This is a genomic window from Oceanibium sediminis (assembly GCF_003265325.1).
GTDB classification, from domain to species: Bacteria; Pseudomonadota; Alphaproteobacteria; order Rhodobacterales; family Rhodobacteraceae; genus Halovulum; species Halovulum sediminis.
In genome coordinates this window covers 1-22380 of the sequence record NZ_QGNX01000020.1, presented here as the reverse complement: position 1 = coordinate 22380, position 22380 = coordinate 1, and the positions used below count along the sequence as shown (strand labels likewise).

20 protein-coding genes and 1 pseudogene are annotated in these 22380 nt (G+C 63.5%); 9 read left to right on the top strand and 12 right to left on the bottom strand.

Features of this window, described 5'->3' with window-relative positions; all coding sequences use genetic code 11:
- The 5 genes and pseudogenes from DJ029_RS20525 to DJ029_RS20505 all read right to left on the bottom strand — a co-directional run.
- Positions 1–282: pseudogene (locus DJ029_RS20525) on the bottom strand (IS6 family transposase); the annotation flags it as partial.
- Between the two features lie 76 nt (positions 283–358).
- The gene (locus DJ029_RS20520; RefSeq protein ID WP_112324350.1) at positions 359–1093 is read right to left on the bottom strand and encodes a GntR family transcriptional regulator; all 735 of its coding nucleotides are present in this window, start codon (positions 1091–1093) and stop codon (positions 359–361) included.
- Positions 1094–1097: 4 nt separating this feature from the next.
- The gene (locus DJ029_RS20515; RefSeq protein ID WP_112324349.1) at positions 1098–2297 is read right to left on the bottom strand and encodes a CaiB/BaiF CoA transferase family protein; all 1200 of its coding nucleotides are present in this window, start codon (positions 2295–2297) and stop codon (positions 1098–1100) included.
- 2 nt (positions 2298–2299) lie between these two features.
- Positions 2300–2836, bottom strand: a complete 537-nt coding sequence (locus tag DJ029_RS20510) for a MaoC family dehydratase (RefSeq protein WP_112324348.1) — start codon at positions 2834–2836, stop codon at positions 2300–2302.
- A 309-nt stretch (positions 2837–3145) separates the two neighbouring features.
- Positions 3146–3976: an HpcH/HpaI aldolase/citrate lyase family protein gene (locus DJ029_RS20505; protein ID WP_157966470.1), complete on the bottom strand. Its 831-nt coding sequence runs from the start codon at positions 3974–3976 to the stop codon at positions 3146–3148.
- 120 nt (positions 3977–4096) lie between these two features.
- Between DJ029_RS20505 and dctP the strand changes: the two genes are divergently transcribed.
- The 3 genes from dctP to DJ029_RS20490 are packed head-to-tail and all read left to right on the top strand — an operon-like array spanning position 4097 to position 6914.
- On the top strand, positions 4097–5104 hold the full coding sequence (dctP, locus tag DJ029_RS20500) for a TRAP transporter substrate-binding protein DctP (RefSeq protein ID WP_112324346.1): 1008 nt from the start codon (positions 4097–4099) through the stop codon (positions 5102–5104).
- 57 nt (positions 5105–5161) lie between these two features.
- Positions 5162–5638, top strand: a complete 477-nt coding sequence (locus DJ029_RS20495; RefSeq protein ID WP_112324345.1) for a TRAP transporter small permease — start codon at positions 5162–5164, stop codon at positions 5636–5638.
- A gap of 1 nt (position 5639) precedes the next feature.
- Positions 5640–6914 (top strand): TRAP transporter large permease, encoded by a 1275-nt coding sequence (locus DJ029_RS20490; RefSeq protein WP_112324344.1) that lies wholly within the window; start codon positions 5640–5642, stop codon positions 6912–6914.
- 10 nt (positions 6915–6924) lie between these two features.
- Here DJ029_RS20490 and DJ029_RS20485 read toward each other — a convergent pair whose 3' ends face one another.
- The 3 genes from DJ029_RS20485 to DJ029_RS20475 all read right to left on the bottom strand — a co-directional run bounded on the left by DJ029_RS20485 (position 6925) and on the right by DJ029_RS20475 (position 10596).
- Positions 6925–7836 carry an ABC transporter permease gene (locus DJ029_RS20485; RefSeq protein ID WP_112324343.1) on the bottom strand — a complete coding sequence of 304 codons (912 nt, stop codon included), beginning with the start codon at positions 7834–7836 and terminating at the stop codon, positions 6925–6927.
- Entirely contained in the window at positions 7826–8773 is a 948-nt protein-coding gene (locus DJ029_RS20480) for an ABC transporter permease (protein ID WP_112324342.1), read from the bottom strand. Before DJ029_RS20480 ends, DJ029_RS20485 begins: the two co-directional genes overlap by 11 nt.
- Positions 8774–8868: 95 nt before the next feature.
- Entirely contained in the window at positions 8869–10596 is a 1728-nt protein-coding gene (locus DJ029_RS20475) for an ABC transporter substrate-binding protein (protein WP_232823161.1), read from the bottom strand.
- On the opposite strand from DJ029_RS20475, the gene DJ029_RS20470 reads away from it, so the two are divergent.
- Positions 10595–11332, top strand: coding sequence for a GntR family transcriptional regulator (locus tag DJ029_RS20470; protein ID WP_112324341.1), 738 nt, complete (start codon positions 10595–10597; stop codon positions 11330–11332). The genes DJ029_RS20475 and DJ029_RS20470 overlap by 2 nt on opposite strands.
- Here the strand turns inward: DJ029_RS20470 and DJ029_RS20465 are convergent.
- Positions 11329–12771 carry a sulfatase-like hydrolase/transferase gene (locus DJ029_RS20465; RefSeq protein ID WP_112324340.1) on the bottom strand — a complete coding sequence of 481 codons (1443 nt, stop codon included), beginning with the start codon at positions 12769–12771 and terminating at the stop codon, positions 11329–11331. The genes DJ029_RS20470 and DJ029_RS20465 overlap by 4 nt on opposite strands.
- Before the next feature lie 114 nt (positions 12772–12885).
- Between DJ029_RS20465 and DJ029_RS20460 the strand changes: the two genes are divergently transcribed.
- The 3 genes from DJ029_RS20460 to DJ029_RS21845 all read left to right on the top strand — a co-directional run bounded on the left by DJ029_RS20460 (position 12886) and on the right by DJ029_RS21845 (position 15195).
- Positions 12886–13887 (top strand): ABC transporter ATP-binding protein, encoded by a 1002-nt coding sequence (locus tag DJ029_RS20460; protein WP_112324339.1) that lies wholly within the window; start codon positions 12886–12888, stop codon positions 13885–13887.
- Entirely contained in the window at positions 13884–14882 is a 999-nt protein-coding gene (locus tag DJ029_RS20455) for an ABC transporter ATP-binding protein (RefSeq protein ID WP_112324338.1), read from the top strand. Before DJ029_RS20460 ends, DJ029_RS20455 begins: the two co-directional genes overlap by 4 nt.
- 139 nt (positions 14883–15021) lie before the next feature.
- Positions 15022–15195: a hypothetical protein gene (locus DJ029_RS21845; protein ID WP_157966469.1), complete on the top strand. Its 174-nt coding sequence runs from the start codon at positions 15022–15024 to the stop codon at positions 15193–15195.
- Positions 15196–15704: 509 nt separating this feature from the next.
- Here DJ029_RS21845 and DJ029_RS20445 read toward each other — a convergent pair.
- The 3 genes from DJ029_RS20445 to DJ029_RS20435 are packed head-to-tail and all read right to left on the bottom strand — an operon-like array spanning position 15705 to position 19394.
- The gene (locus DJ029_RS20445; RefSeq protein WP_112324336.1) at positions 15705–16883 is read right to left on the bottom strand and encodes a mandelate racemase/muconate lactonizing enzyme family protein; all 1179 of its coding nucleotides are present in this window, start codon (positions 16881–16883) and stop codon (positions 15705–15707) included.
- A complete protein-coding gene (locus DJ029_RS20440; protein ID WP_112324335.1) occupies positions 16880–18376 on the bottom strand; it encodes a M81 family metallopeptidase in 1497 nt (498 codons plus the stop codon). Before DJ029_RS20440 ends, DJ029_RS20445 begins: the two co-directional genes overlap by 4 nt.
- Position 18377: 1 nt before the next feature.
- Positions 18378–19394 carry a succinylglutamate desuccinylase/aspartoacylase family protein gene (locus DJ029_RS20435; protein WP_112324334.1) on the bottom strand — a complete coding sequence of 339 codons (1017 nt, stop codon included), beginning with the start codon at positions 19392–19394 and terminating at the stop codon, positions 18378–18380.
- A 94-nt stretch (positions 19395–19488) separates the two neighbouring features.
- Here DJ029_RS20435 and DJ029_RS20430 point away from each other — a divergent pair, with 94 nt between their 5' ends.
- Both DJ029_RS20430 and DJ029_RS20425 read left to right on the top strand, forming a co-directional pair.
- The gene (locus DJ029_RS20430; RefSeq protein ID WP_112324333.1) at positions 19489–20670 is read left to right on the top strand and encodes a mandelate racemase/muconate lactonizing enzyme family protein; all 1182 of its coding nucleotides are present in this window, start codon (positions 19489–19491) and stop codon (positions 20668–20670) included.
- A complete protein-coding gene (locus DJ029_RS20425) occupies positions 20667–22265 on the top strand; it encodes a gamma-glutamyltransferase (RefSeq protein ID WP_112324332.1) in 1599 nt (532 codons plus the stop codon). Before DJ029_RS20430 ends, DJ029_RS20425 begins: the two co-directional genes overlap by 4 nt.
- Positions 22266–22380 lie beyond the last annotated feature (115 nt).

Below are 22380 nucleotides of genomic sequence, written 5' to 3'. Positions count from 1 at the left end.
TCGCTCACCATTGATCTTCACGAACACCTCGTCCAGATGCCATTGCCAGTTCGAGTACGCACGCATCAGGCTCACCCGGTTTTGCCAGATCTCGGCAGAAAACATCAGACCAAATCTGTTCCACCAGAAGCGGACAGTTTCTTGGCTGATGTCGATGCCGCGCTCGAGCAGTAGGTCTTCGATATTCCTAAATGAGGGCGGGAACCGGACATACAGCATCACCGCCAGACGGATGACTTCTGGGCTGGTCTTGAAGTAGCGAAATGGGGAGCGTTTTTTCATGCCGCGAAGCTATGAGAGGGCCCTGCCCGCCTCAACTCATATACTTCTGACAAGGCCACAAGACCTGTTCGATCTTTCACGACAGGCAACTGAATCGTGACACGACCTTGAAGGCATCCGCCCGGCAGATCGAGCGCGCAACAAGAAACGGGTCGGCCTCCGGCGATGTCGAATAGTCGCGCCGGATAATCAGGGCGGGGTCTCCGGGCCGGGCTTGCAACTGCGCTGCCTGCGCGTCCGTCAGCAATGCCGCCTCGATGGACTGGACCACGGATTCCGCCTTGATACCAAAGCGGCCTTCGATGATTTCCGCCGCCGATTTCTGAACCTGGCTCAGATCCTCGACGACGTGTTCCAGTACGAAGTCCAGATACAGGGTCACCAGCGCGATCGGCCGATCGCCCGTGGCGGAAGCCTTGCGCAGCATCAGCACCTCTACCAGGCGACGCCCAATCCGACAGTCAAGTTCCTCTGCCAGGGCCACGTCAGCATCGACGACCCGGCTCGACAGGAACGAACGCTGTGTCTCCTGACCAAAGGCAATCAGATCCTCGATGGACTGGATCGTCTCGGCCAGCCGCGCCTGTCCTGTGGCCGAAACCACGGTGGACCCTTGCCCCTGACGTGAAGCAACCGCACCACGGGTCCTTAGATCCTGCACCGCCATGCGCACCGTATGCCGGCTAACGCCATAAGCCCGCATCAGTTCGGTTTCGGTCGGTAGCATGTCCCCGATCCTGTGGCGGCCCTTGCGGATTTCCTCCATCAGGTGGTCGGCGATCAGCCGATATTTCGGACGGCCCCCGGGCACGGCGTCAGATTAAGCCACGCCCGCGCAGGGCATCGATCTCGGCTTGCGAGAAACCGCAGTCGGTAAGGATGTCATCGGTATTCGCTCCCATGGGTGGACAAGGCCTAGAAGCGGGCTTGTCGCCCGCATCGAGCGGAGAGGCAAGCACATCGAAGGCCGCACCGCCGTCCAGCGCTAGCGTCTCTATGCGCCCGCCGCGCCGGGTTTCGGGGTCCGTCAATGCCTCGCGCGGGGTCCGGACCGGGGCGACCGGAACGACCCCCTGCAAACAGCGCAGCCAGTCTTTGGTGGACCGGGCTTGTAACGCTTCGTCGAGAATCCGCGCCAGCTCCTCGCGGCGGCCGGCCCGCGTGTCGAATGTGGCATAGGCGGGATCGGTCGCAAGCTCGGGTCGGCCAATTGCCTGGCACAGGGCGACCCAGAACTTTTCCTTGTTGCACATGATGTAGATCCAGCCGTCCCCGGTGCGGAACAGTTGGCACGGAACCAGGGTTGCATGAGCCGACCTAGACACCCGCGCAGGATCGTAGGTGCTGTTCAGTGTCCAGGCCGCCAGGTAGCTGAGGTTGAACAGCGCCGTGTCATACAGGTTCACGTCGACATCCCGCCCCAGACCGGTGGTCCTTGCCGCAAGCACGGCAGAGACCAGCCCCAGCGCCATCGACGTTCCCGCCATGAAATCCACAATCGACAGCCCCATGCGCGTGGGCGGCGTATCCGGCTCTCCACTCATGTGGAAATAACCGGCCTCCGCCTGCATCAGAAAGTCGTATCCGGGCCAGTCGCGCCGCTCGCCCGTCCGGCCATAGGCGGAACAATGGGCGCAGACGATGGCCGGGTTCACTTCCTTTAACTGGTCATAAGTCAGCCCAAGGCGTTCCGGCACGTCGCCGCGTAAGTTGTTGGCGACGGCATCGGCCGAGGCGACCAGGCGGTTAAAAACCGGCGTCGCCTCGGGACTGCCCAGATCAAGCGTCATGCTTTGCTTGTTGCGGTTGATGGACTGGTAAAACAGGCTGCCCTCATCCGCTCTGGCGCCCTCGACGAAAAAGGGGCCCAGGCTGCGCGCATAATCCCCGCCGGTCTTGTGGTTCTCGATCTTGATTACCTCGGCGCCCAGATCGGCCAGATGCTGGGTGCCGAAAGGCCCGGCCCCGTACTGCTCGACCGCCAGAACCCGCACACCTGCCAAGGGGGCCGCCATCGTCAGCCCAACCTGTCGCGGACGGTATCGACGATCGACTGTCCCGACCGCGTCGATAGGAACGATCGGACCATGTGCAGCACATAGACCCCGTCCTGGTTCTTGCCCGAATGGCGAACCCGCACGATCCCCGCGCCGGGCCGGGATTTCGACTCGCGCTTGCCGAGAATTTCCGTCTCGGCATACAGCGTGTCGCCCACAAAGACCGGCGCGGGCAGCTTGATCTCCTCCCAGCCAAGGTTGGCGATGGCTTTCTGGCTGGTCGAGGACACGGTCATCCCCGCCACCAGCGCCACCGTGAAGGTCGAGTTCACCAGCGGCTTGCCGAATTCGGACTGCGCCGCGTAGTTCAGGTCGAAATGCAACGGATGGGTGTTCATCGTCAGGTTGGTGAACCAGATGTTGTCGGTTTCGCTCACCGTCCGCCCAGGCCAGTGCTCATAGATGTCACCAACCTCGAAATCTTCATAGCTCAGCCCCGGATCCTCGCGGAACCGCGCCCCTTCCACATGGGTCAAACCGTTGAGTCTCCGGGTCATTTTATGCACCTTTCCATGATGTCCGTCATCCGATGTGTCATTGTTTGAATGCCAGCCCCGGCGACGGAATCGCCAGACGGCATGTGCCGCGAAAGCCGGGCAGCCCCGGCCCACGGGGTGATACGGCAACGCTTGAGCGGCGCGCATTATTGCAGCAAACTGCATCTGAAATTAGGACTGAGTACCCCAGCTGCGAAAGCGCCAAACCGGTGGGGCGGGCCGACGCTGCCCTGCGCCTTAGGCTTGATTCCGAGCGGAAGGGCGCTCGAAATCCTCTCTCGGGCCATAACCCGATTATGCAGCCTCTACTCATTCCGGCACTCCCCCCACGATCCGGCGCGCCCGGGCAAGGACCGGCGCATCCACCATCTTGCCCTTGTAGGAAAACGCCCCGCCCCCCGCCGCGTCCGCGGCAGCCAGCATCGCCCGGGCCACCTCCAGTTCCTCGGCCGCCGGAGAAAACACCGCGTTGATCGGCCCGATCTGATCAGGGTGGATCGCAATTTTGCCGGCGAATCCCATCGACTTGACCATCCGCGCCTCGGCCTCCAGCCCGACAGGGTCGCGAAAATCCAGCCACACGCCGTCCATCGCCGGAATCCCCGCAATCGCCGCCGCATTCACGATCTGCCCCCGCGCCCAGGCCAACGCCGGGTCCGACATCTCGCCCCCCGTCTCCGCCGTATGATCGACCGAGCCATAGCCAAGTGCCCCAGTCTTCGGCAACGCACAGGCGATCCGGTCGGCACAAGCGATCCCGGCCGCCGTTTCCAGCACCGCCATGATCACAGGTGCCTGACCGCATCCCGCCGCGAGCGCCACCAGCTGAGCCACTTCCGACGGGGCGGAAACTTTGGGCAAAATCACCATCCCGGGCCACACCGGCCAGTCCAGCATCGCCGCCATGTCGCGGATCCCGTCCGCAGACGACAGCGTGTTGATCCGCACCGCCACCTGGCCCGCAACGGCCCCCATCCCGTCGCCCGCAAACGCCCGCATGGCGGCGCGCGCCGTAACCTTGCCGCCCGACCCGACGCCATCCTCCAGATCGAGCGCGACCCAGTCGGCCCCCGCCACCAAAGCCTTGGGCAACTGGTCCAGCCGTGTCGCTGGGGTGAACAGAAGGCTGCGGAAGGGCACCGGATCTCGCTTTTCGATTTATTAGGTTGTCCGTATAAATTTTCTCGCTTATCGTCTGTTGTCAAGGGCCGCTTTGCCCTTCGGACCGGGAGGGTTCGAAAACCGTCAAGGGAGGAGAAGATGAAGGTATTTGGTGCTTTGGCCGCCGCTGTGGCGCTTGGGATTACCGCAGTCCCGCCAGTTCAGGCCCAGGAGATTCCGTTCCGGATTTCGCTCAATACCGGCCCGAACCACGTTCGCAACATAGCGCTGGAAAAGTTCGTCAACACGCTGGCAGAGCGCACCGAGGGCAAGCTGGACGTACAGGTCTTCCCCTCGTCGCAACTGTTCAAAGGGCCAGACGTGCCCAAAGCGCTGGCGCAGGGCGGGGTCGAAATGGGAGTGCCAATCATCCTCTATCTCAGCAGCGTCGTACCCAATACCGGCCTGCTAGATCTGCCGATGTTCTACGGCCGCTCGGCCGACGAGGTGCATGCGGTCCTCGACGGCGAGGTTGGCGCCGAACTGAACGACGAGATCGAGGCAAAGCTAAACGTAAAGGTCATCGGCCCCTACTTGGACCTTGGCCACACCACGATCTTCACGACAGAGACGCCGGCCACTTCGCTTGCTGCGTTGGACGGACTGAAACTGCGCGTTCCCGGCAGCCCCGCATCCAAAGTCCGTTATGACGAGATGGGCGTGGAATCCGTGGCGATCAGCTTTGCCGACGTGCCGATCGCGCTAGCGCAGAACAGCATCGACGGGCTGAACACGACGCATGAAACGATCCGCAGCGCGAAACTGTGGGAATCCGGCCTGAAATACGCCATCGATACCCAGGAAAGCTTCCTCGTCTACGTTCCGATGATAGGCAAACCGACCTGGGACAAGCTGGGCCCGGAGTTGCAGCAGACCGTCACCCAAGCCTGGGCCGACACTGTTGGCGACGCGCGCACGCTGGCCGCCAGCCGTCAGGCCGACGCGCGGGTCGAAGGCATGAAGCATGGCATTTCGACGGTCCAGGCTGAAGCCGCCGAACTCGCAGCCTTCCGCGCCCGGCTGCTGGCCCGTCAGGATGAGATTGTCGCGGCAACGCGGATGGACCCGGACTTCGTCGCCCGCGCCGCCGCCGTGCTAGGCGACTGACCCGCAAGGGGCGGCCCCGGGCCGCCCTTTTCCTGCCGCACACCAGAGACCCCGCCCATGTGGAAATCCGTCGAAGGCTATATCGGCAGCGTTCTGGCCCTGTGCGCACTGGTGCTGTTCCTCTTGGGCATGGTCCTACGCCTGATCTCCCATCCCTGGAGCGGCGGCTGGATCCAGGAGATCACGATCTACCTCGTCGCCTGGGCTCTGTTGATCTCAGCCGCCGCCTGCGTGGCGAACGGCGAACAGATCCGCGCCGATTTCTTCCTGCGCCTCACCGGCCCCCGCTTTGTCCATGTGGCCAACATCCTGGCCTCTCTCGCCGGTCTCGCCTTTTGCGTCGCGCTAACCTGGTTCGGCTACAAGGTCGTCGCCTTCGCTCTGGCATGGGACGAACGCGGCCCATCCTTCCTGCAGATCCCCACCGCGTGGTTCTATGCCGCCCTGCCAGTCTCCATGGCCGCCTGCAGCCTGCGCTACTTGATCGAGCTGATCGCCCTGATCCGGCAGCGCGTCGAGCCGGAAGAAGTCTGACATGCTGCTGGCCGTCTTCGCGTGCCTTCTGACGCTGCTGTTCCTTGGCATTCCCATCTTTGCGGCCCTTGGTGGGTTGTCGCTGATCCTGCTGCTGACCGGCCATACGCCGGGCATCTCTGTCGCGCAGGTCGCCATCGACAAGCTGAACGGCCAGACCATCCTCGCCGTCCCGTTCTTCGTCATCGCGGCTCAATTCATGGAACGCGGCGGCATCGCCAAAAGCCTGATCGACATGGCAGAAGTCTGGCTAGGCCGGCTGCGCGGCGGTCTGGGTCTGACCTGCGTGGGTGCAACGACGGTCTTCGCCGCCGTCTCGGGTTCGTCGGTGGCGACGGCGCTGGCCATGGCGACAATCCTTGTGCCCGCGATGCTGGCGCGCGGCTATGACCGGCCCTTCGCGCTGGGAGTGGTCGGCGCCTCGGGCACACTGGGCATCCTGATCCCGCCATCGATCATCCTCGTGATCTACGGGTTGATCGCCGAAGCCTCGATCCCCCGCCTGTTCCTTGCCGGCATCATTCCCGGCTTGATCCAGGGACTGATGTTCGCCGGCTACATCCTATATTACGGCCATCGTAACAACCTCCCGCGCCTCGACCCGCCCAGCCTGCCAGAGTTCCTCCGCGCCAATCTGCGCGCGATCCCGGCGGTCCTGATCCCCATCATGATCTTCGTGGGTATCTACGGCGGCTACGCGACCATCGCCGAAGCCGCGGCCCTCGCCGCTTTCCTCGCCATTCTGGTTAGCCTCGCCGTGTATCGTGGTTGCAGCTGGCGCGAGGTCGTCCCGATCACCGCGCTTGCCATGCGGCGGTCAGCAGCGATCATCATGATCGTTCTGGCCGCACAACTCTTCGGCCACTGGCTGACCGAGACCCGCATGCCCGTCCGGCTGGTCGAATTCGTCAATCAGATCGACCTGAAGCCCTGGCAATTCCTGGTCCTGATGAGCTTAATCATGCTGCTCCTGGGCACGGTGCTGGAAGGTCTGGCCATCGTCCTGATCACCGTCCCCCTTGTAATGCCGCTGTTTGACCAATTCGGCATCGACCCGGTCCACTACGCCATCATCGTTGTGATAAACATAGAGATGGCGATGCTGACCCCACCGGTCGGTCTAAACCTGTTTGTCCTGTCGGGCGTCGCCAGGGCACCGGTGTCCGAGGTCATCCGGGGGATCTTGCCGTTCCTCGGCCTGATGGCGATCCTGCTGATCGCAGTGACGTTCATCCCGCAACTGTCGCTGATGCTGCCCGATCTGATCCTGAACTAGCCATCCGCCGTCAGGTTTTGTCCCGCGCGCCACTGTGGCGGGGGTCGAGTATATCGCGCAGCCCGTCGCCCATCAGGTTCAGCCCCAGAACCGCCACCGCGATCACCAGACCGGGAAACACGGCAATCCACCATGCCTCCTGAATGTTGCTGCGCCCTTCGGCAATAATATTGCCCAGCGAAGGCGCGGGCGGCGGCGGACCTACGCCTAGAAAGCTCAGGATCGCCTCTGCAACGATCGACACGGCAAAGACAAAGGTCAGTTGCACGATCAGGGGTGACAGCGCATTGGCCAGAATATACCGAAAAATGATCCGCCCGTGCCCGGCGCCGACCGCATGGGCGGATTCGATGAACTGCATCCCCTGCACCACGATCACGCTGGCCCGCACGATCCGCGCCGTCCGCGGGGTAAAGGTGACGGTCAGCGCGATGATCGCATTGATCTCCGAAGGCCCCAGCGCAGCCGCCAGGGCAATCGCCAGCAGCACACCGGGAAACGCCATCAGCCCGTCCAGCGACCGCATGATTAGCCCGTCCAGCCATTTTACATAGCTCGCCAGCGTGCCCAGCAACGTGCCCAGAATCCCGGTCATCACCACGACAAACACCCCGATCCGCAGCGACACGCGGGTACCATAGATGATCCGGCTCAGCACATCGCGACCATAGGCATCCGTCCCACACCAAAACTCCGCCGAGGGCGGCGCCAGGATGAAGCGATAGTTGATCTTTGTCGGCTCGTAGGGCGCCAGCACATCAGCCAGCAAGGCCGTCATCGTGAATAGAACCAGGATCACGAACCCCACAAGAAACGACGGATGCGAGAACAGTCGCCGCGCAAAGGTAAGCCTCCGCCGCCGCCGCGCCAGCTTGATTTCCCGTCCGATGGAAACGGTGTCCGAAGGCAACTCAACTGTCATCGCGGCCTCGGGGATCGAACCAGGCATAGGCTATGTCGACCAGGATATTGACGAAGACAAAAACGCAGGCGGTGATCAGCAACCCGCCCTGAATGATCGGGAAATCGCGCCGCTGGATCGCCCCGATGATCAGCCGCCCGACGCCGGGCAGCGAGAACACCGTCTCGATCACCACGGCGCCGGACAGCAGCACCCCGCTGAGAACGCCAACCACGGTGATGATCGGGATCATCGCATTGCGCAGCCCGTGGCGAAAGATCACCGCACGAGCACGCATACCCTTGGCGCGGGCGGTACGGATGTAATCCTGGCTGAGGACATCCAGCATCGCCGACCGGGTCATCCGCGCGATCACCCCCATCTGCGTGATAGCCAGGGTAAACGCCGGCAGCGTCATGCTGCGCGCCCAGTCCACCGGGCTTTCGGAAAAGGCGACGAATCCGCCCGTCGGCAGCCAACCGAGCCAGACGCCGAACAGGATGATCATCACAATGCCGAACCAGAAATCCGGGATCGAGAGGCCGACCAGCGCTGTCACCATCGCCCCTTGATCCAAAAGTGTGTTGTGTCTCACCGCCGCCAGAATCCCCAGCAGCATCCCCATCGCCGTCGCCAGCACCAGCGCGATCCCCGCTAGCGACAACGTCACCGGCAGACGCTCCAGCACTGCGCCCAGAACCGACCGGTTCAGCGTATAGGATTGCCCCAGATCGCCCTGCAATAGCGCCGCGTACCAGTTCAGCGCCCGCTCCAGAAGTGGCCGATCTAACCCCAGCCGTTCGCGAATGGCAGCCAAATCCTCTGGCGTGGCGTCAACCCCGCCGATCTCGGCCGAGATATCGCCGGGCACCAGCCACATAATCAGAAACGTGACCAACGAAACGACGAACAGCACCGGAATGGCGCTGAGCAGGCGATAGACAAGAAATCGGATCATGTCATGCGATCGGCGGCTTTCGGGATCTCCCGGCGGTCAGTAAGAGCCAGCGGCGCCGGGAGAAAAAGCGCCGCTGGTCGTTTCGGTCTGTGACCTTAGCCTTCCAGCCAGACATCATAGACCCGTGGGAACCGGAACGGGATGAACCCCTTCACGTTGGACCGAGCCGCGTGCATCAGGCCGGAATCGCCGACTTTGATGATCGCGAAAATCTCATACAGATGCGCCTGGATCTTCTTGAAGGTTTCCAACCGCTCCTCCACTGTCGCACCCTTGATCAGCTCCTGATACAGCGCATCAAGTCCAGCGTCGGGGACCACGAAATGCGGCCGCGCGGGCGAGGCCAGTGTGGCGATCAGACCAACCGGACCAAGATAGGGCTCGATCCCCATCTGGAGGGTCCAGCCGTTCCAGCCTTCGTCCTGCATCCGGATATTCAGAGCCGTGGGCCAGTCGACCTGGTTGATCACAGCGTTGATGCCGATGGCATTCAGCTGCTCGGCGATCACCACCGCGGCACGACCGTGCTGCGGGATGTTGGGGTCGGTCAGGATGACGAATTCCTCGCCATTATACCCGGCTTCGTCCAGCAGCGCCTTGGCGCGCTCGGCATCGGCCTGGTTATAGTACTCCGCACCGATCTGGCCGGGATCGTAGGCCGTGTCTTCGTACTGCCAGCGGTGGTTCAGCGTATAAAGACCCTCGGATGAGATAGCCATGATCGCTTCCATGTTCAGCGCAACCTGAACGGCTTCGCGGAACTTGACGTTGTCGCTGGGCGGAACGTTCAGATTGAAGATGAAGGTGGTGAACGCCCAGCGCAGGTTCTCGTAGAGCTTGATGTCGGGATCATCCTCCAGCCGGCGCGCGGCAGGCATCGGGATCTGCTCAAGGATATGCACCTCGCCCGCTTCCAGCGCGGCAACCTGCGCGCCCGGCTCGGGGATGATGCGGAACGTCACCTTGTCCAGCCACGCGGTCTTGTGCCCGCCGAACCCGTCGATGCCGTCGGACCGCGTGTCGGCCGAGTAATCCTCGAACCGCTCGATCGTGACATGGCTGTCAGGCACATATTCGACGAACTTGTAGGGTCCGGTCCCGACAAAGCTGTTCTTGCCCGCCTCGGCGTCGCCATCCTCCTCGGGAATGATGACCGCAGGTGCGCGCGGCGAGGAAAATGCCTCCAGGAAGGTCGGCGTCGCCTCCTCCATGTGGAAGGTCACCTCATAATCGCCGGTTATTTCGATATCCTTCACCGGCGCCAGCAGGTTCTTCGTGGCACCGACGATGCGATACCTCTCCAGCGATGCCTTGACGTCGGCCGAGTTCATCTCGTCGCCATTGTGAAACATCACCCCCTGCCGCAGTGTGAAAACATAGGTCAGACCGTCGTCTGAAATCTCGACACCTTCGGCCAGGATCGGGATCGGCTTGATGTCTTCGCTGAACCCGTAAAGGGTCTCATAAATGTTCATGTTTATGTTGCGCGACGCTTGGGAGGAGGTCGACATCCCGTCCAGGCTGGGCGGGTTCGAGCCCTGAACGAAGATCAGTTCGCCGCCCTTGACCTGCGCCATTCCGGCCGCCGGCGCAAATGCCGTTGCCAGTGCAAAAACACCGACCGCGCCTAGCGCCCTCAGACGTGTTGCGAATTTTCCGTGAATAGTCATCGTTTTGAGTGCTCCCTTGTTGGATGTGCCCTCATTCTCCGACAGCTTGTCGTTTTGCGCCGATGCCAGTATACCAACGCTCATCGTGTGAGGATCGTATAATCGTATACGATGTTCGCCCCGCCAGACTATGTCAAGGGATTTGGAAAACATGACAGAGATCAGTTCGGGTAAGGCCCGCCAGAGGCTGTCGAAACTCGGCCCACTTGAGACAAAGACACTGGTCGATCAGGTGGTCGACGCCATCGTCGAGGCGACAGCGCGCGGCGAATTCCTACCGGGCGACCGGATCGTCGAGGCCGAGGTCTCCCGTGCGCTGAATGTCAGTCGAATCCCCGTACGCGAAGCGCTGCGCCTGCTAGAAAGTCAGTCGGTCGTGGTCAGCGAACGCTATCGCGGGATGCGCCTGATGAGCGTGGATATCGACGGGTTGGAAAAGATCCTGCGCGTCCGTCTGGCGCTCGAACAGTTGGCAGGGGCCGAGGCGATGGCCCGGCTGAAGAACGGCGAGGCTGACATCGCCACCCTGGAAGGGATCCTGGTGCAGATGTACGCCGCCGCGGATGCCGAGGACAGTTTTGGCGTCGCCAAGCTGGACACCGAATTCCACCGCGGCCTATGCCAGCTATCCGGCAACGAGGTGCTGGTACGCAGTTGGGAACCGCTGTCAAGGCAGTTGACCATCATCTTTGGCCTCGCCACCCTGCGCAAGACACTGAAAAGCATCGTGGCCGAGCATGACGATGTCATCGCCGCCCTACGCGAGGGCGACCGCGCCAAGTTCGACCGGTTGATGGAAGCGCATATCCTCGAATACACCCGCGCTGTCGACTACGAGGATCTGGTCAAGCAACTCCGGCAGATCGAGGCGAATCGCAAGGCCGTCTAGCCAGTAGCCGGGGCCACGCAGAACTGTCCCGGCACCCCGAAAGCAGGCGCCAGTGCATAGTCGTCCCCGGCCTGTGTCAGCAACGCCGCGAGCAGGCGATGCAGATATTCCGCGACCGGCAGCGCTGCCGGATGATCGATCAGATTGCGCTGCTCGAACGGATCGGCGGCTAAATCGAACAACTGCCAAGGAGCCGCGCCGCTGCGATCCCCCAGAACGGTGTATTTGTGCCGCCGCGTGCGAATGCCCCGCCATGTCTCGTCGTAATACCCCCGCCCGGCCCGGGTCTCAGTCACGAATTCCAGCAGAACGCCGTCCCGCTCCGGCTCTGCCCCCCCGGCCAGCACCGGCGCCAGATCCAGCCCCGGCAGGCCCACGTCCCGCCCGCCAGCCAGCCCGAGGAGGGTCGGGAACAGATCCTCGGTCCCCACCGGCAGGTCCGTCACCTGCCCCGGCACCACGCCAGGCCCTGTCACGATCAACGGCACGCCCACCGATTCCTCCCAAGGCTGCGCCTTGCCCAGTTGCCCGTGACTGCCCGCCAACTCGCCATGATCAGACAGGAACACCACCACTGTCTTGTCCCGCAAACCCGCCCGGGTCAGACATGCCTGCAGATCCCCCATGCGGTCGTCGATCTGCTCGATCATCGCCGTATAGGCCTGCATATTGGCCTCGAACACCCGCCTGACCGAGGCGGGATCCGCCGGCTCGATCGCCCCTGCCGGCCCAGTCGGATCATACCATTCCGGCGGGAAAAACTCGATCGCCCCCAAGTCCGTATTCGGGCGCGCCCGCCACGGTCCGCGCGCCTGCACCCGCGCCAGATGCTCCGGCGTCGCCATGAAAGGCGGATGTGGCGCCTCGACCGACAGTATCAGTAAGAACGGCGTGTCCACAGGCCGATCATGCTCGATATACCGAAATGCCATGTCAAACAGCGCGTCGGTCTGATGCCCTTCCAGATGCTCCGGCGCCGACGCATCATCCGCAAATACCCACGTATCATAGAAATCGTTGCGCAACTCGAACCCACGCCAATAGTCGAACCCGCGCCGGTGCGAGGCCGGAATCGGCGTCCGCGCAGCCTGCGACAGGCTCAGCCCTCCGCTGACGCCATAGGCCGAATACAGATGCCACTTGCCGATATAGGCGGTGGCATAACCCTGAGCAGAAACCGCATCGCCCAGCGTCCTCTCGGCCGGGGACAATCGGTAGCCCAAGGCGGGCACGTTGCGCGAATGGGCATAATGCCCAGTCAGCATCGAGAACCGGAACGGCACACATGCCGGAAAGGTTGAGTTGCAGCCCGTGAACCGCACCCCGCGCGCCGCCAGCGCGTCGATATGGGGCGTCCGCACATTCGGATCGCCCGCACAACTCAGAGCGTCGCGACGCATCTGATCCACAAGAACGACAACGATATTGGGCTGGGGCATTCTAAACTCCGGGATTGGATACGCGCGCTTGCTAAACTCGGATCGTATTATAGTATACGATCATGCCGCACGAACCCGCCACCTTCTTCGACATCCAGGAGTGCTGATCGCCGCATGCCCAGCACCGATCAGCCTCCCACCCTGTCCGCCCCGCCGCCTTTGCTGGATGTGGAGGGTCTGTCCGTCAGTTTTGGCAGTCTCAACATCCTGAATGGCGTGTCCTTCCGGCTGGCCCCCGGCGAAACGCTGGGGATCGTGGGCGAATCCGGCAGCGGCAAAAGCATGACGGCGCTGGCCCTGATGCGCCTTCTTCCGCGCGGCGGACGCGTAACCGCTACCCGGCTGCAACTGGCTGGCGAAGATATACTCTCCGCCAGCGAATCGCGGTTGGAATCCCTGCGGGGCGCGCGGATGGGCATGATCTTCCAGGAACCGATGACGGCGCTGAACCCGGTCCTGACGGTGGGCGAGCAGATTGCCGAGACCGCCCGCCGCCACCTCAACGTCAGCCGCGCCGAATCCCGCAACCGCGCGATTGAGGCGCTGCGTCGCGTCGGCATCCCCTCGCCTGAACAGCGCATCGACGACTATCCGCATCATATGTCAGGCGGGATGCGCCAGCGGGTAATGATCGCCATGGCCCTGATCTGCCAGCCGCAGCTTCTGATCGCGGATGAGCCAACCACCGCGCTGGATGTCACGATCCAGGCGCAGATCCTCGACTTGATGCTGGATCTGCAGGACGAATACCACATGGGGATCATCTTTATCAGCCACGACCTTGGTGTCGTCTCGGCGTTCACCGACCGCGTAATGATCATGTACCTCGGTCAGGTGCTGGAGGAGGCGACGGCTAATGACATCTTCACCCACCCCCGCCACCCCTACACCGAGGCGCTGCTGGCCAGCATTCCCGAGCTGGAGGGCGAGCCCACACGCCTGAACGCCATTCGCGGCACGGTCCCGCCGATCCACGACCTGCCCCCGGGCTGCCGCTTTGCCCCGCGCTGCGACCACATGCGCCCGGTTTGCGAAACCGCGCGGCCGATGCTGATACCGGTGGGAGCGGACCACAGTGCGGCCTGCATCCGCAACACGGACTACCGTTTTCCATGACAGGCACGCCGGATCCGCTGCTGTCCGTCCGCGGTCTGCGCAAGGAGTTCCTGACTGGATCGTCCGGCGGGTTGAAGAAACGCCGGCGCATCCTAGCCGTCGACGACATCAGCTTTGACATCGGCGTGGGCGAAACGCTGGGTCTGGTCGGCGAAAGCGGCTGCGGCAAGACTACGACAGGCCGCCTGATCCTGCGGCTAGTGGAACCGACGGCAGGCAGCGTCACTTTCGACGGCACCGACATCCTGTCCCTGCCCCCGGCCGAGATGCGCGCCCTCCGCCGCCGGATGCAGATCGTGTTCCAAGACCCGTTCGGCTCCCTCAACCCCCGTATGACCGTGGGCGAGTTGATCGTCGAACCCCTCGTCGTCCACGGCGTCGGCGATCCGGTCACCCGCGAACGCAAGCTGCGCGACCTACTGGACCGCGTCGGCCTGTCGATCTGGCAAGCCGGCCGCTTCCCTCACGAGATGTCCGGCGGTCAGCGCCAGCGCGTCTGCATCGCCCGCGCCCTTGCGCTAGCCCCTGCACTTCTGGTCCTGGACGAGGCGGTCTCCGCCCTCGACGTCTCGGTCCAGGCGCAAACCCTGAACCTGCTGTCCGACCTGCGCCGGGACCTGGGCCTGACCTATCTGTTCATCTCCCACGACCTGGGCGTCGTGCACCACATTTCGGACCGCGTCGCCGTAATGTATCTGGGGCAGATAGTCGAGATCGGAGCCCGCCGCGCCATCTTCGAGGCCCCCGCGCATCCTTACACCCAAGCTCTTCTGAACTCGGTCCCCTCGGCGCGCAAGGGGCGCAAATCATTCTTCACGATCGAGGGCGACGTACCCAGTCCCGCCAACCCGCCGCCCGGATGCCGATTTCACACACGCTGCCCTATCGCCGTCGCACAATGCCGCACCGACCCACCGCGCCTTCGCGCGCTGGCCGACGGGCGCGAGGTGTCCTGCCATCTAGCCAAAGCGCCCCCCAAAGGAGCGTCCCCATGACCGACCGGCCAAACATCGTCCAAATGATAGGCAACCAGCAGCCGCGTCCCCCTGCTGGCCAAAGGCCCCGGCATTCGTCACGGCAGCCGGTCCGACTTGCAGGCCGGCCTTCAGGACCTGCCCCCAAAGATGCTCGACCTTGGGGGCATCGCCGTTCCACGTGAGGTTGGTGGCCTCGGCCTCCTGCTGCACGGCGCCCCACCCGACACCTGGCGCAAAGGCGCAGGAACTGGACGACACCGAGGGGTTAGACCTGATAGCCGCCCTGCGCGCGGACCTTGCGCCCCGGCTGGCCGCAGTGGGCGAAACCTGATGCCGCCTCGGCCCGTTGCGCCGCCCCATGCTCAGCCAACCAAACTGGCCCATGGCCATGCGCCGGAATACGTTCTCAGTCGCGCCAATGGGTCGGGGCCGCACGGGCCAAAAACGCAACGGACATCCGCCCCCGCGAGCGATGGGTGTCACAGCCCGATCTTGGTCACGGGCGTGTGGCCAAAGCCTTTGTTCGCACACATGAATCTGGATGTCTGCCCCGTCTTGGCCAGGTTCATCAGTTTCGCGACGCCTCGCAACGAGGTCATGACACAGCAATCCCTGTCCATTCAGCGCGTGCTGACAGATCCGGTCGAGCTGTCCACGAACAATAGGCTCACAGGCTTTCCGGCCCCGATGGTCCGGTCGATCCATGTGCGTTCTTCGGGGGACGGCGAGGGCATCTGGATGCGGGCGCGCGCCCGGAAGGTCACCATAGGCACTGCAGACCGGCCTGGCGTGCTGGTCCGAGAACAGGAAAGGGATATCCGGCCGGTCGACCGTCGCGGATCAGCCCAGTGACGGAGTGGAATACAGGATCTTGCCGCCGACCCTGATTTCAGTGTCGACCAAATAGGGCTTAAGCGCCTCGGTATCGACCGTGATGCCAAGGCCCGGCGCTTCGGGCGCCTGGATCTCGCCCTCGGCATTGCGGAGGATTGGATTGGTCGCAACCGCTTGGGCGAGCGGGCTAGGATCGGCGGGATATTCGCAGATCCGGTCGCCGGCGCGCCCGGCATACGGCTGCAGGGACGCGCTCAGCGCCAGATGCGTGGTGAAGGTGTGGTTGACGTAAGTGACGCTCCGCGCGGCGGCCAACTCTGCCACATCATGCGCGGGACCAATACCGCCGATCCGGCCGCAGTCGATCTGGATGAACTTCACATGGCCGAAATCCATCAGATGCCGGGCCATCGCCACGTTATGCGCCGCCTCACCCCCGGCAATTCCGACCGCCGAATCATGTGCTCCCAGCGCGGCATAGGCCTCGAAGGCGTGACCAGAGAACGGCTCTTCGTACCAGGTCGCGCGGGCCGCTTCCAACGCGGGCAGGCGGTCCGCTGCAGCCTCGACATCCTCGACAAAGATTTGGCCCACATCGACCATCAGATGGCTGTCCTCGCCGCCCCCCTCACGGGCAGCGTTGAAATGGTCTGCGTCATAGGAGGCCGTCTTCGTACCAATCGGACCCCAGCCGAATTTCATCGCCCTGAACCCATCGGACCGGGCCTTTTGCGCACGTTCCCTCGTCTCGTCGGCGGTGTCGCCAAACAACAGCGAGGCATAGGGGATCTTGGTTTCCGACCGGTCATAGCCCAGCATCTGCCACACGGGCTCGTCGCGGGCTTTCCCTAACAAATCCCAAAGCGCCATCTCAATTCCCGAAAGAGTGTGCGCTGCCTGCAGCAGGTCCATGCTGTCATGCGCCACGCGGAGTGAGATCGCAGCGATGTCTTGCCGGCTTTCCACCCGGGCGCCCAGCACCGAAGCCGCAACGGGGCGGCAAGCGCCGTGCGACATCGGGCAGACGAAGGCCGCGATCGAAGGCAACGGCGCCGCCTCGCACTCGCCCCAGCCGACATGGCCGCCGGCGGCGACGCGCACCAACAGCGCATCCTGGCTGCCATCGGCGGCAGTCGTCACCTCGGGCATAGACAGGTAGAAGAAATCGACTGCCTCGATTTTCATGTCGTCCCCCGTCGGTAGACCACCGCCTCGGGCGTGAAGGTCACGCCGTCGTCCAGCGGATACATCGGCCTTGCGCAGATCGTGTGCCCAAGGGTCGGCAGGTTGGCCGAGGTCGCCCCCGGCACGTCGATGTTGAAATTCTTTTCAACCCAGGCGTCGTACATATGGAATTCGGCATGCGGCGATTTCAGCACGATCAGGTCGAAGTCGCGCGGGTTGCAGCCATTGGAATAATAGAGCGCCCGGTCGAACAGGCTAACCGAGCGACTGAGCACCACGACAGTGAAATTGCCAAACCGCAGGACGGCCGACGGCCCGGCCTCCAGCGGGGTGCCCATGGTTTCCAGCCGCGCTTCGCCATCGGAGAGCAGTGCAACCTGCGCAGTCACCGGCATTGGCGGAAAGCGGTCCGGGTCGATGGCCCCGCCGAGCGTGACGTTGACCGTAGCGCCAACGCCAGCCTTATGGGCGGCTGCAGCGGCCTCGGGGTCCACAATCTGCGCCAGAACGCGGCCAGGATGGTCGGCCTCGTGTAACGCCTTCAGGATCAGGTTGGAATCACCGGTCGCCCCTGACGAGGTCGCATCTGCCGCGTCGGTGAAAAGCAAGGGGCCGGTCATCGTGCGTGCCTGCGCGATGGCGCGCGGCAATTCGATCAAGTTGGCCTGCATCAGGTGACGTTTCGGCCAGAACTCCTTTGCCAGCCGCAGGGATTCCTCTTTTGCCACGTCTGCGTCGGCTTCGGTCATCACCAGAACCTGTGTGCACAGTTCCGGCACATCCGTGAACGGGTTGCCTATCATTATCCCCGCCGCCAGCGCCGTCCCGTCCCGCTCCAGCCGCTGGCATTCCCGGATCAAGTCGCCGTAGCAACCCATGGCGGTGATCAGCTCGTTCCCGCGCACAAGCGCCGGGACCACAACACGGGATATGACCGGGCGCGCCTGGCTGTCCATCAGCTTCAGTAGCAGCCGCGCGGCGCGAGTCCCGGTATCGGCGAAATCCACATGGGGATAGGTGTGGTACAGCGTCAGCCCGTCGATTTGGCGCAGCATCCTGTCTGTGCAGATCCCGTGCAGGTCCAGCGAGATCACCAGCCGCCTGTCCGGGCCAAGCATCCGGCGGATCTCTGTCAACAAGTGGCCTTCGGGATCCAATTCCCCGTCTGCGCCCATGGCACCATGCAGCGAGGCATAGACGGCATCGACCGTGTTGATCCGGTCCGCGACGGCCGTCAGGATTTCGTCCGACAGTTGCGCCCAACCCTTGGCGGACAACAGCCCCGCACTGCCGGCGCGGGCGGCGATAGTGGGCACGACCTCGATCTCGCCGGCGGCATCGAAGACCGACAGAGCGCCGCCGATCTCGGTGTTCAGGCCCCGATGTGCCAACAATTCGTCGCCATGGGAGATGTGGAAGTTCCCGTATTCCGAAGGCAGCGGGTTGAACGACGAGATTTCCTGTTTGCAGTCCAGCATCAGAATGCGCGGCATGTCAGACCTTTCCGCCATCGTAGTCGTTCATCACCACGGCCACAGTATCCCCGCGCCCCACGCGCCCCGGCCCCGCCGACATCCACAGGATGCCGTCGCGTTTGTAAGACACCTCGATCGGGTCGCGGTCTACGTCCTCGACGAAATGCAGGAAGCCCGCCGGGTCGCCCGCTCGCACGGTTTGACCCACCATGTTGCAAGGCTCGAACGTGCCAGCCTGCGGCGCAAAGGAATAATGCGCCCGGTCGCCCACCTGCATATGCCGGGTCCGCTGGTCGTCATCGGCAGGCGGGGCCTCGGCCACCTCCATGAAATGCAGGAACCGGCGCAGCCCGCGGCGGGCGATGCGCACACCCTCGATGTTCACGCGGCCCCAGCCACCCAGTTCGGTGCCCAGCGACAGGATGCGCCGCCGTTCCACGGATGAGGTTAGCGTTGCACCCTCGTCTACCCCGGCGAAGACGACGTTGAAGGGCGCGCCAAAAGCCTCGGCGGCGGCAAGCGTCCGGGCCATGCCATCCGGGTCGGCGATGTGATGCATGTTCGTCGAGGGTATGGAATCGCCCGAATGCCCGGCAGTGTGCAGATCGACCGAGGCATCGACCATCGGCAGGATCACCGCATCCAGATAATGCGCCAACATCTCGCTGAACGTACCCTTTGGGTTGCCCGGAAAGCAGCGGTTCATATCGCGGTCATCCACCGGCGACAGCCTCGTGTCGTTCAGAACGGCGGGAATATTGACGGCGGGCATTAGGATCACCCGGCCCTGCACCGCCCCGGGATCGAGCGTGCGCGCAAGCTCTGACACAGCAATCGGGCCTTCGTATTCATCGCCATGGATACCGCCGGTGAACAGCACGGTCGGGCCGCTACCGTTCTTGACCACGACGATGGGAATCTCGACGATCCCCCAGCCCGAGGTGTTGCGAGACAGCGGTGCGCGCAGATAGCCCGATTGCCGCCCCTGCTGCTCGAAATCGATATCAGCCGCAATGCGGCTCACGGCGTCGACCATGCGACTCTCCAGTCCAGACTTGCAGGTTTCGTATTATTGTATACTATTTTCTGGAGTGTCAATCATCGCCAGCGACGCGGCAAAGGAGCGAGACATGATCCAGGAAAGGTCGCAGGCGCTTCCGCCGGTCCGCATCACCGACATCGTGGCCGCCCCGCTGTTCGGCGACAGCCCCCCCGGAGGCTGGTCGAACGAGATCAAGCCAACGGATTCGATCCACACACTGATCGCGGTTCATACGGATGCCGGGATTACTGGCTTCGGCAGCGTGTTTACCGATGGCCGCCTGACCGAGGCGGCGGTGACGCAGTTATCCTCGCTGTTTCTGGGTGAGAACGCGCTGGAACCAGAACGGGTCAGCGAGAAACTGCATCAGAACAGCTTCTGGTTCGGCCGTGGCGGCACACTGACCAATGCGATCAGCGGCATCGACATTGCGCTATGGGACATTCTGGGCAAGGTGACCGGTCTGCCAGTCAGCATGCTGATCGGCGGGCGCCATTGCGAAAAGGTGCAGCCCTATTGCTCGGTCCTGATGGAGGAACCGGACGCAATGGGCGAGGTGATCGTGCGTTTCCGTGAGCAGGGATTCCGTGCCTTCAAGATCGGCTGGGGTCCGTTCGGGCGCCGGGACGACCCGAAGCTGGACGAGGCGATTGTGGCGGCGGCGAGAGCGGAACTGCCCGAGTGCGGCAAGCTGTTCGTGGATGCCGGAGGCAGCGACGCCTACTGGCCGAACGGGCTGAAGTGGGCGCTGCGAACCGCCGACATGCTGGCCGCCCACGACGTCGGCTGGTTCGAGGAGGCGCTGGTGCCCGATGCGCTGGAGGATTTCGTGACCCTGCGTAAGACCAGCCGTGTGCCTATCGCCGGGGGCGAGGTGCTAACACGGCGTCAATCCTTCCTGCCTTTCCTGGTTCAGGGTGCCTTCGACATCGTGCAGCCGGATGTCACCAAGGTCGGCGGCTTGTCAGAACAAAGGCGGATCGCCCAGACGGCGCAGGATTTCGGCGTGACGTACGTGGGCCACGGCTGGAACACGGCGCTTGGCCTGGCGGCCGATTTGCAGCTGGCCGCCGCGCTGCCCAATGTCGAACTCGTCGAGTATATCGGCGGCAGCGCCTATGTCGACGGGCTGCTGACCGAACCGTTTGAGTTGGACGAAAACGGCCTGCTGTCGATCCCCGCCGTCCCCGGGCTTGGCGTCACGCTGGATCCGGACAAGGTGGCCCGCTATTCGCCGAAGGCAGAACAACTGTTCTCGGCCGAGGCATGACGGGACCGGTCCATGCGCTGGTAAAGGAGGACCGTCACCAGCACTGGCACCTATCGAAACCCGCGGTTCTGACCGAGGGCGGCGTCGTCGTGGCGCAAAGCGCCATTGCCGCGACCGCCGGCGCGCGGGCGTTGGCGGCAGGAGGCAATGCGGTCGATGCCGCCATCGTCACGGCGCTGGCTCTGCATGTGGTCGAGCCTTGGAGCAGTGGGCTGGGCGGCGGCGGGTTTCTGGTACTTGACCTACCTGATCGCGGCGGGGGAGCAGTGAATTTCTCAATGAAGGCGGCAGTCGATGCCAACCCCGCCAACTATCCGCTGGCCGGCGTGCCCGGTCGGCACGGCCCGTTCCAGTGGCCCAAGGTCGCCGAAGACCGCAACACGGTCGGCCCGCACTCAATTCTCCTCCCAGGAGCGATCGATGGCTTTGCCGCTGCACTTGACGCCTTTGGCACTCTGTCCTGGGGCGACGCGCTGGAATTCGTGATCCCGCTGGCCGAGCGTGGCATCCCGGTAGGCTGGTACACATCTTTCGCCATCGCGGTGGAAGCGCGACAGATCTCGCGGTTTCCGCACACCCGCGATGTGTTCCTGCGCGACGGTCTTTTCCCCCCCGTCAGCGAGAGCGACGATGCGTCAGAGATTGTGCGCGACCCTATGATGCCGGATTTCCTGCGCCTGCTGCAGAAGAATGGGCCGCGAGATTTCTACGAGGGCGAGATCGGCGCGCGGATCGTCGCCGACATGGCCGCTCTCGGGCGCAACTGGACGCTGGACGACTTGGCCGCTTACCGCGCGCGCGTCAGCGCCCCCCAGGTGCAGCCCTATCGCGACACGGAATTGCTGGGTGTGCCCGGCCTGAACGGAGCGCCAACCGTGATGCGGTTCTTCGAACAGGCCGAACACCGCTTTGCTCCGTCCGGACAGCCCCCCAGCCCGGCGGATTACGCAGGTTTCGCCCTGCTGATGCGCGAGTTGTGGCAGGAACGCTATTCCGCCATGGGCGACGACAACCCGAACGAGAAATGCACGACCCACGTCAGCGTCGTGGACAAGAACGGCGGCATGGCCGCTTTGACCAATACGATGGGTGCCCGCTTTGGCTCCAAAGTGTCACTGCTGTCCTCCGGCCTGCTGATGAACAACGGGATGTTCTGGTTCAACCCTGAACCGGGACACGCCAATTCCATAGGTCCTGGCAAATATCCCCTGACCAATGCCTGTCCGATGCTGGTGCGGCGTGGCGGCGCGCCGATCCTCGCGCTGGGGGCGGCGGGCGGGCGGCGTGTGCCCCCCTCGGTCCTGCAGATGATCTCTTTCGTGGTGGATCACGGGATGAGCCTTGAGGACGCCGCACATACCCCCCGGATAGACCCTGTCCGGTTGGAGGCGGTCGCCTGCGATCACCGCCTCTCACCGGAAACGGTGGCCGCGATCGCCAAGGTCGCTCCGGTGCGGTTCGTTGAGAACACCGTCTACCCGTTCCTGTTCGCCTGCGTCTCCTCGGTGGGCCGTGACACGGCGCTTGGCATCAACTGCGGCATGCCGTCAGTCGATCTGCCCTATGCAGCAGCCGTGGGTGAAATGGAAATCTGACAGGATGATTATCCTGAGGAGTGCTGTCACACGAATGCGAACCAGTCTCTCCTAGGACAGAGAAGCCGCCACTTATGCTGCGCCAAGACCGCGCCGCTCAGCGAGAGCGGCGGCG

Bases quoted from the DNA above. Each gene is read 5' to 3' on its own strand.
- DJ029_RS20515 (WP_112324349.1), bottom strand. From the start codon at position 2,297: ATGGCGGCCCCCTTGGCAGGTGTGCGGGTTCTGGCGGTCGAGCAGTAC.
- DJ029_RS20510 (WP_112324348.1), bottom strand. From the start codon at position 2,836: ATGACCCGGAGACTCAACGGTTTGACCCATGTGGAAGGGGCGCGGTTC.
- dctP (WP_112324346.1), top strand. From the start codon at position 4,097: ATGAAGGTATTTGGTGCTTTGGCCGCCGCTGTGGCGCTTGGGATTACC.
- DJ029_RS20495 (WP_112324345.1), top strand. From the start codon at position 5,162: ATGTGGAAATCCGTCGAAGGCTATATCGGCAGCGTTCTGGCCCTGTGC.
- DJ029_RS20490 (WP_112324344.1), top strand. From the start codon at position 5,640: ATGCTGCTGGCCGTCTTCGCGTGCCTTCTGACGCTGCTGTTCCTTGGC.
- DJ029_RS20485 (WP_112324343.1), bottom strand. From the start codon at position 7,836: ATGACAGTTGAGTTGCCTTCGGACACCGTTTCCATCGGACGGGAAATC.
- DJ029_RS20480 (WP_112324342.1), bottom strand. From the start codon at position 8,773: ATGATCCGATTTCTTGTCTATCGCCTGCTCAGCGCCATTCCGGTGCTG.
- DJ029_RS20470 (WP_112324341.1), top strand. From the start codon at position 10,595: ATGACAGAGATCAGTTCGGGTAAGGCCCGCCAGAGGCTGTCGAAACTC.
- DJ029_RS20475 (WP_232823161.1), bottom strand. From the start codon at position 10,596: ATGTTTTCCAAATCCCTTGACATAGTCTGGCGGGGCGAACATCGTATA.
- DJ029_RS20465 (WP_112324340.1), bottom strand. From the start codon at position 12,771: ATGCCCCAGCCCAATATCGTTGTCGTTCTTGTGGATCAGATGCGTCGC.
- DJ029_RS20460 (WP_112324339.1), top strand. From the start codon at position 12,886: ATGCCCAGCACCGATCAGCCTCCCACCCTGTCCGCCCCGCCGCCTTTG.
- DJ029_RS20455 (WP_112324338.1), top strand. From the start codon at position 13,884: ATGACAGGCACGCCGGATCCGCTGCTGTCCGTCCGCGGTCTGCGCAAG.
- DJ029_RS20445 (WP_112324336.1), bottom strand. From the start codon at position 16,883: ATGAAAATCGAGGCAGTCGATTTCTTCTACCTGTCTATGCCCGAGGTG.
- DJ029_RS20440 (WP_112324335.1), bottom strand. From the start codon at position 18,376: ATGCCGCGCATTCTGATGCTGGACTGCAAACAGGAAATCTCGTCGTTC.
- DJ029_RS20435 (WP_112324334.1), bottom strand. From the start codon at position 19,394: ATGGTCGACGCCGTGAGCCGCATTGCGGCTGATATCGATTTCGAGCAG.
- DJ029_RS20430 (WP_112324333.1), top strand. From the start codon at position 19,489: ATGATCCAGGAAAGGTCGCAGGCGCTTCCGCCGGTCCGCATCACCGAC.
- DJ029_RS20425 (WP_112324332.1), top strand. From the start codon at position 20,667: ATGACGGGACCGGTCCATGCGCTGGTAAAGGAGGACCGTCACCAGCAC.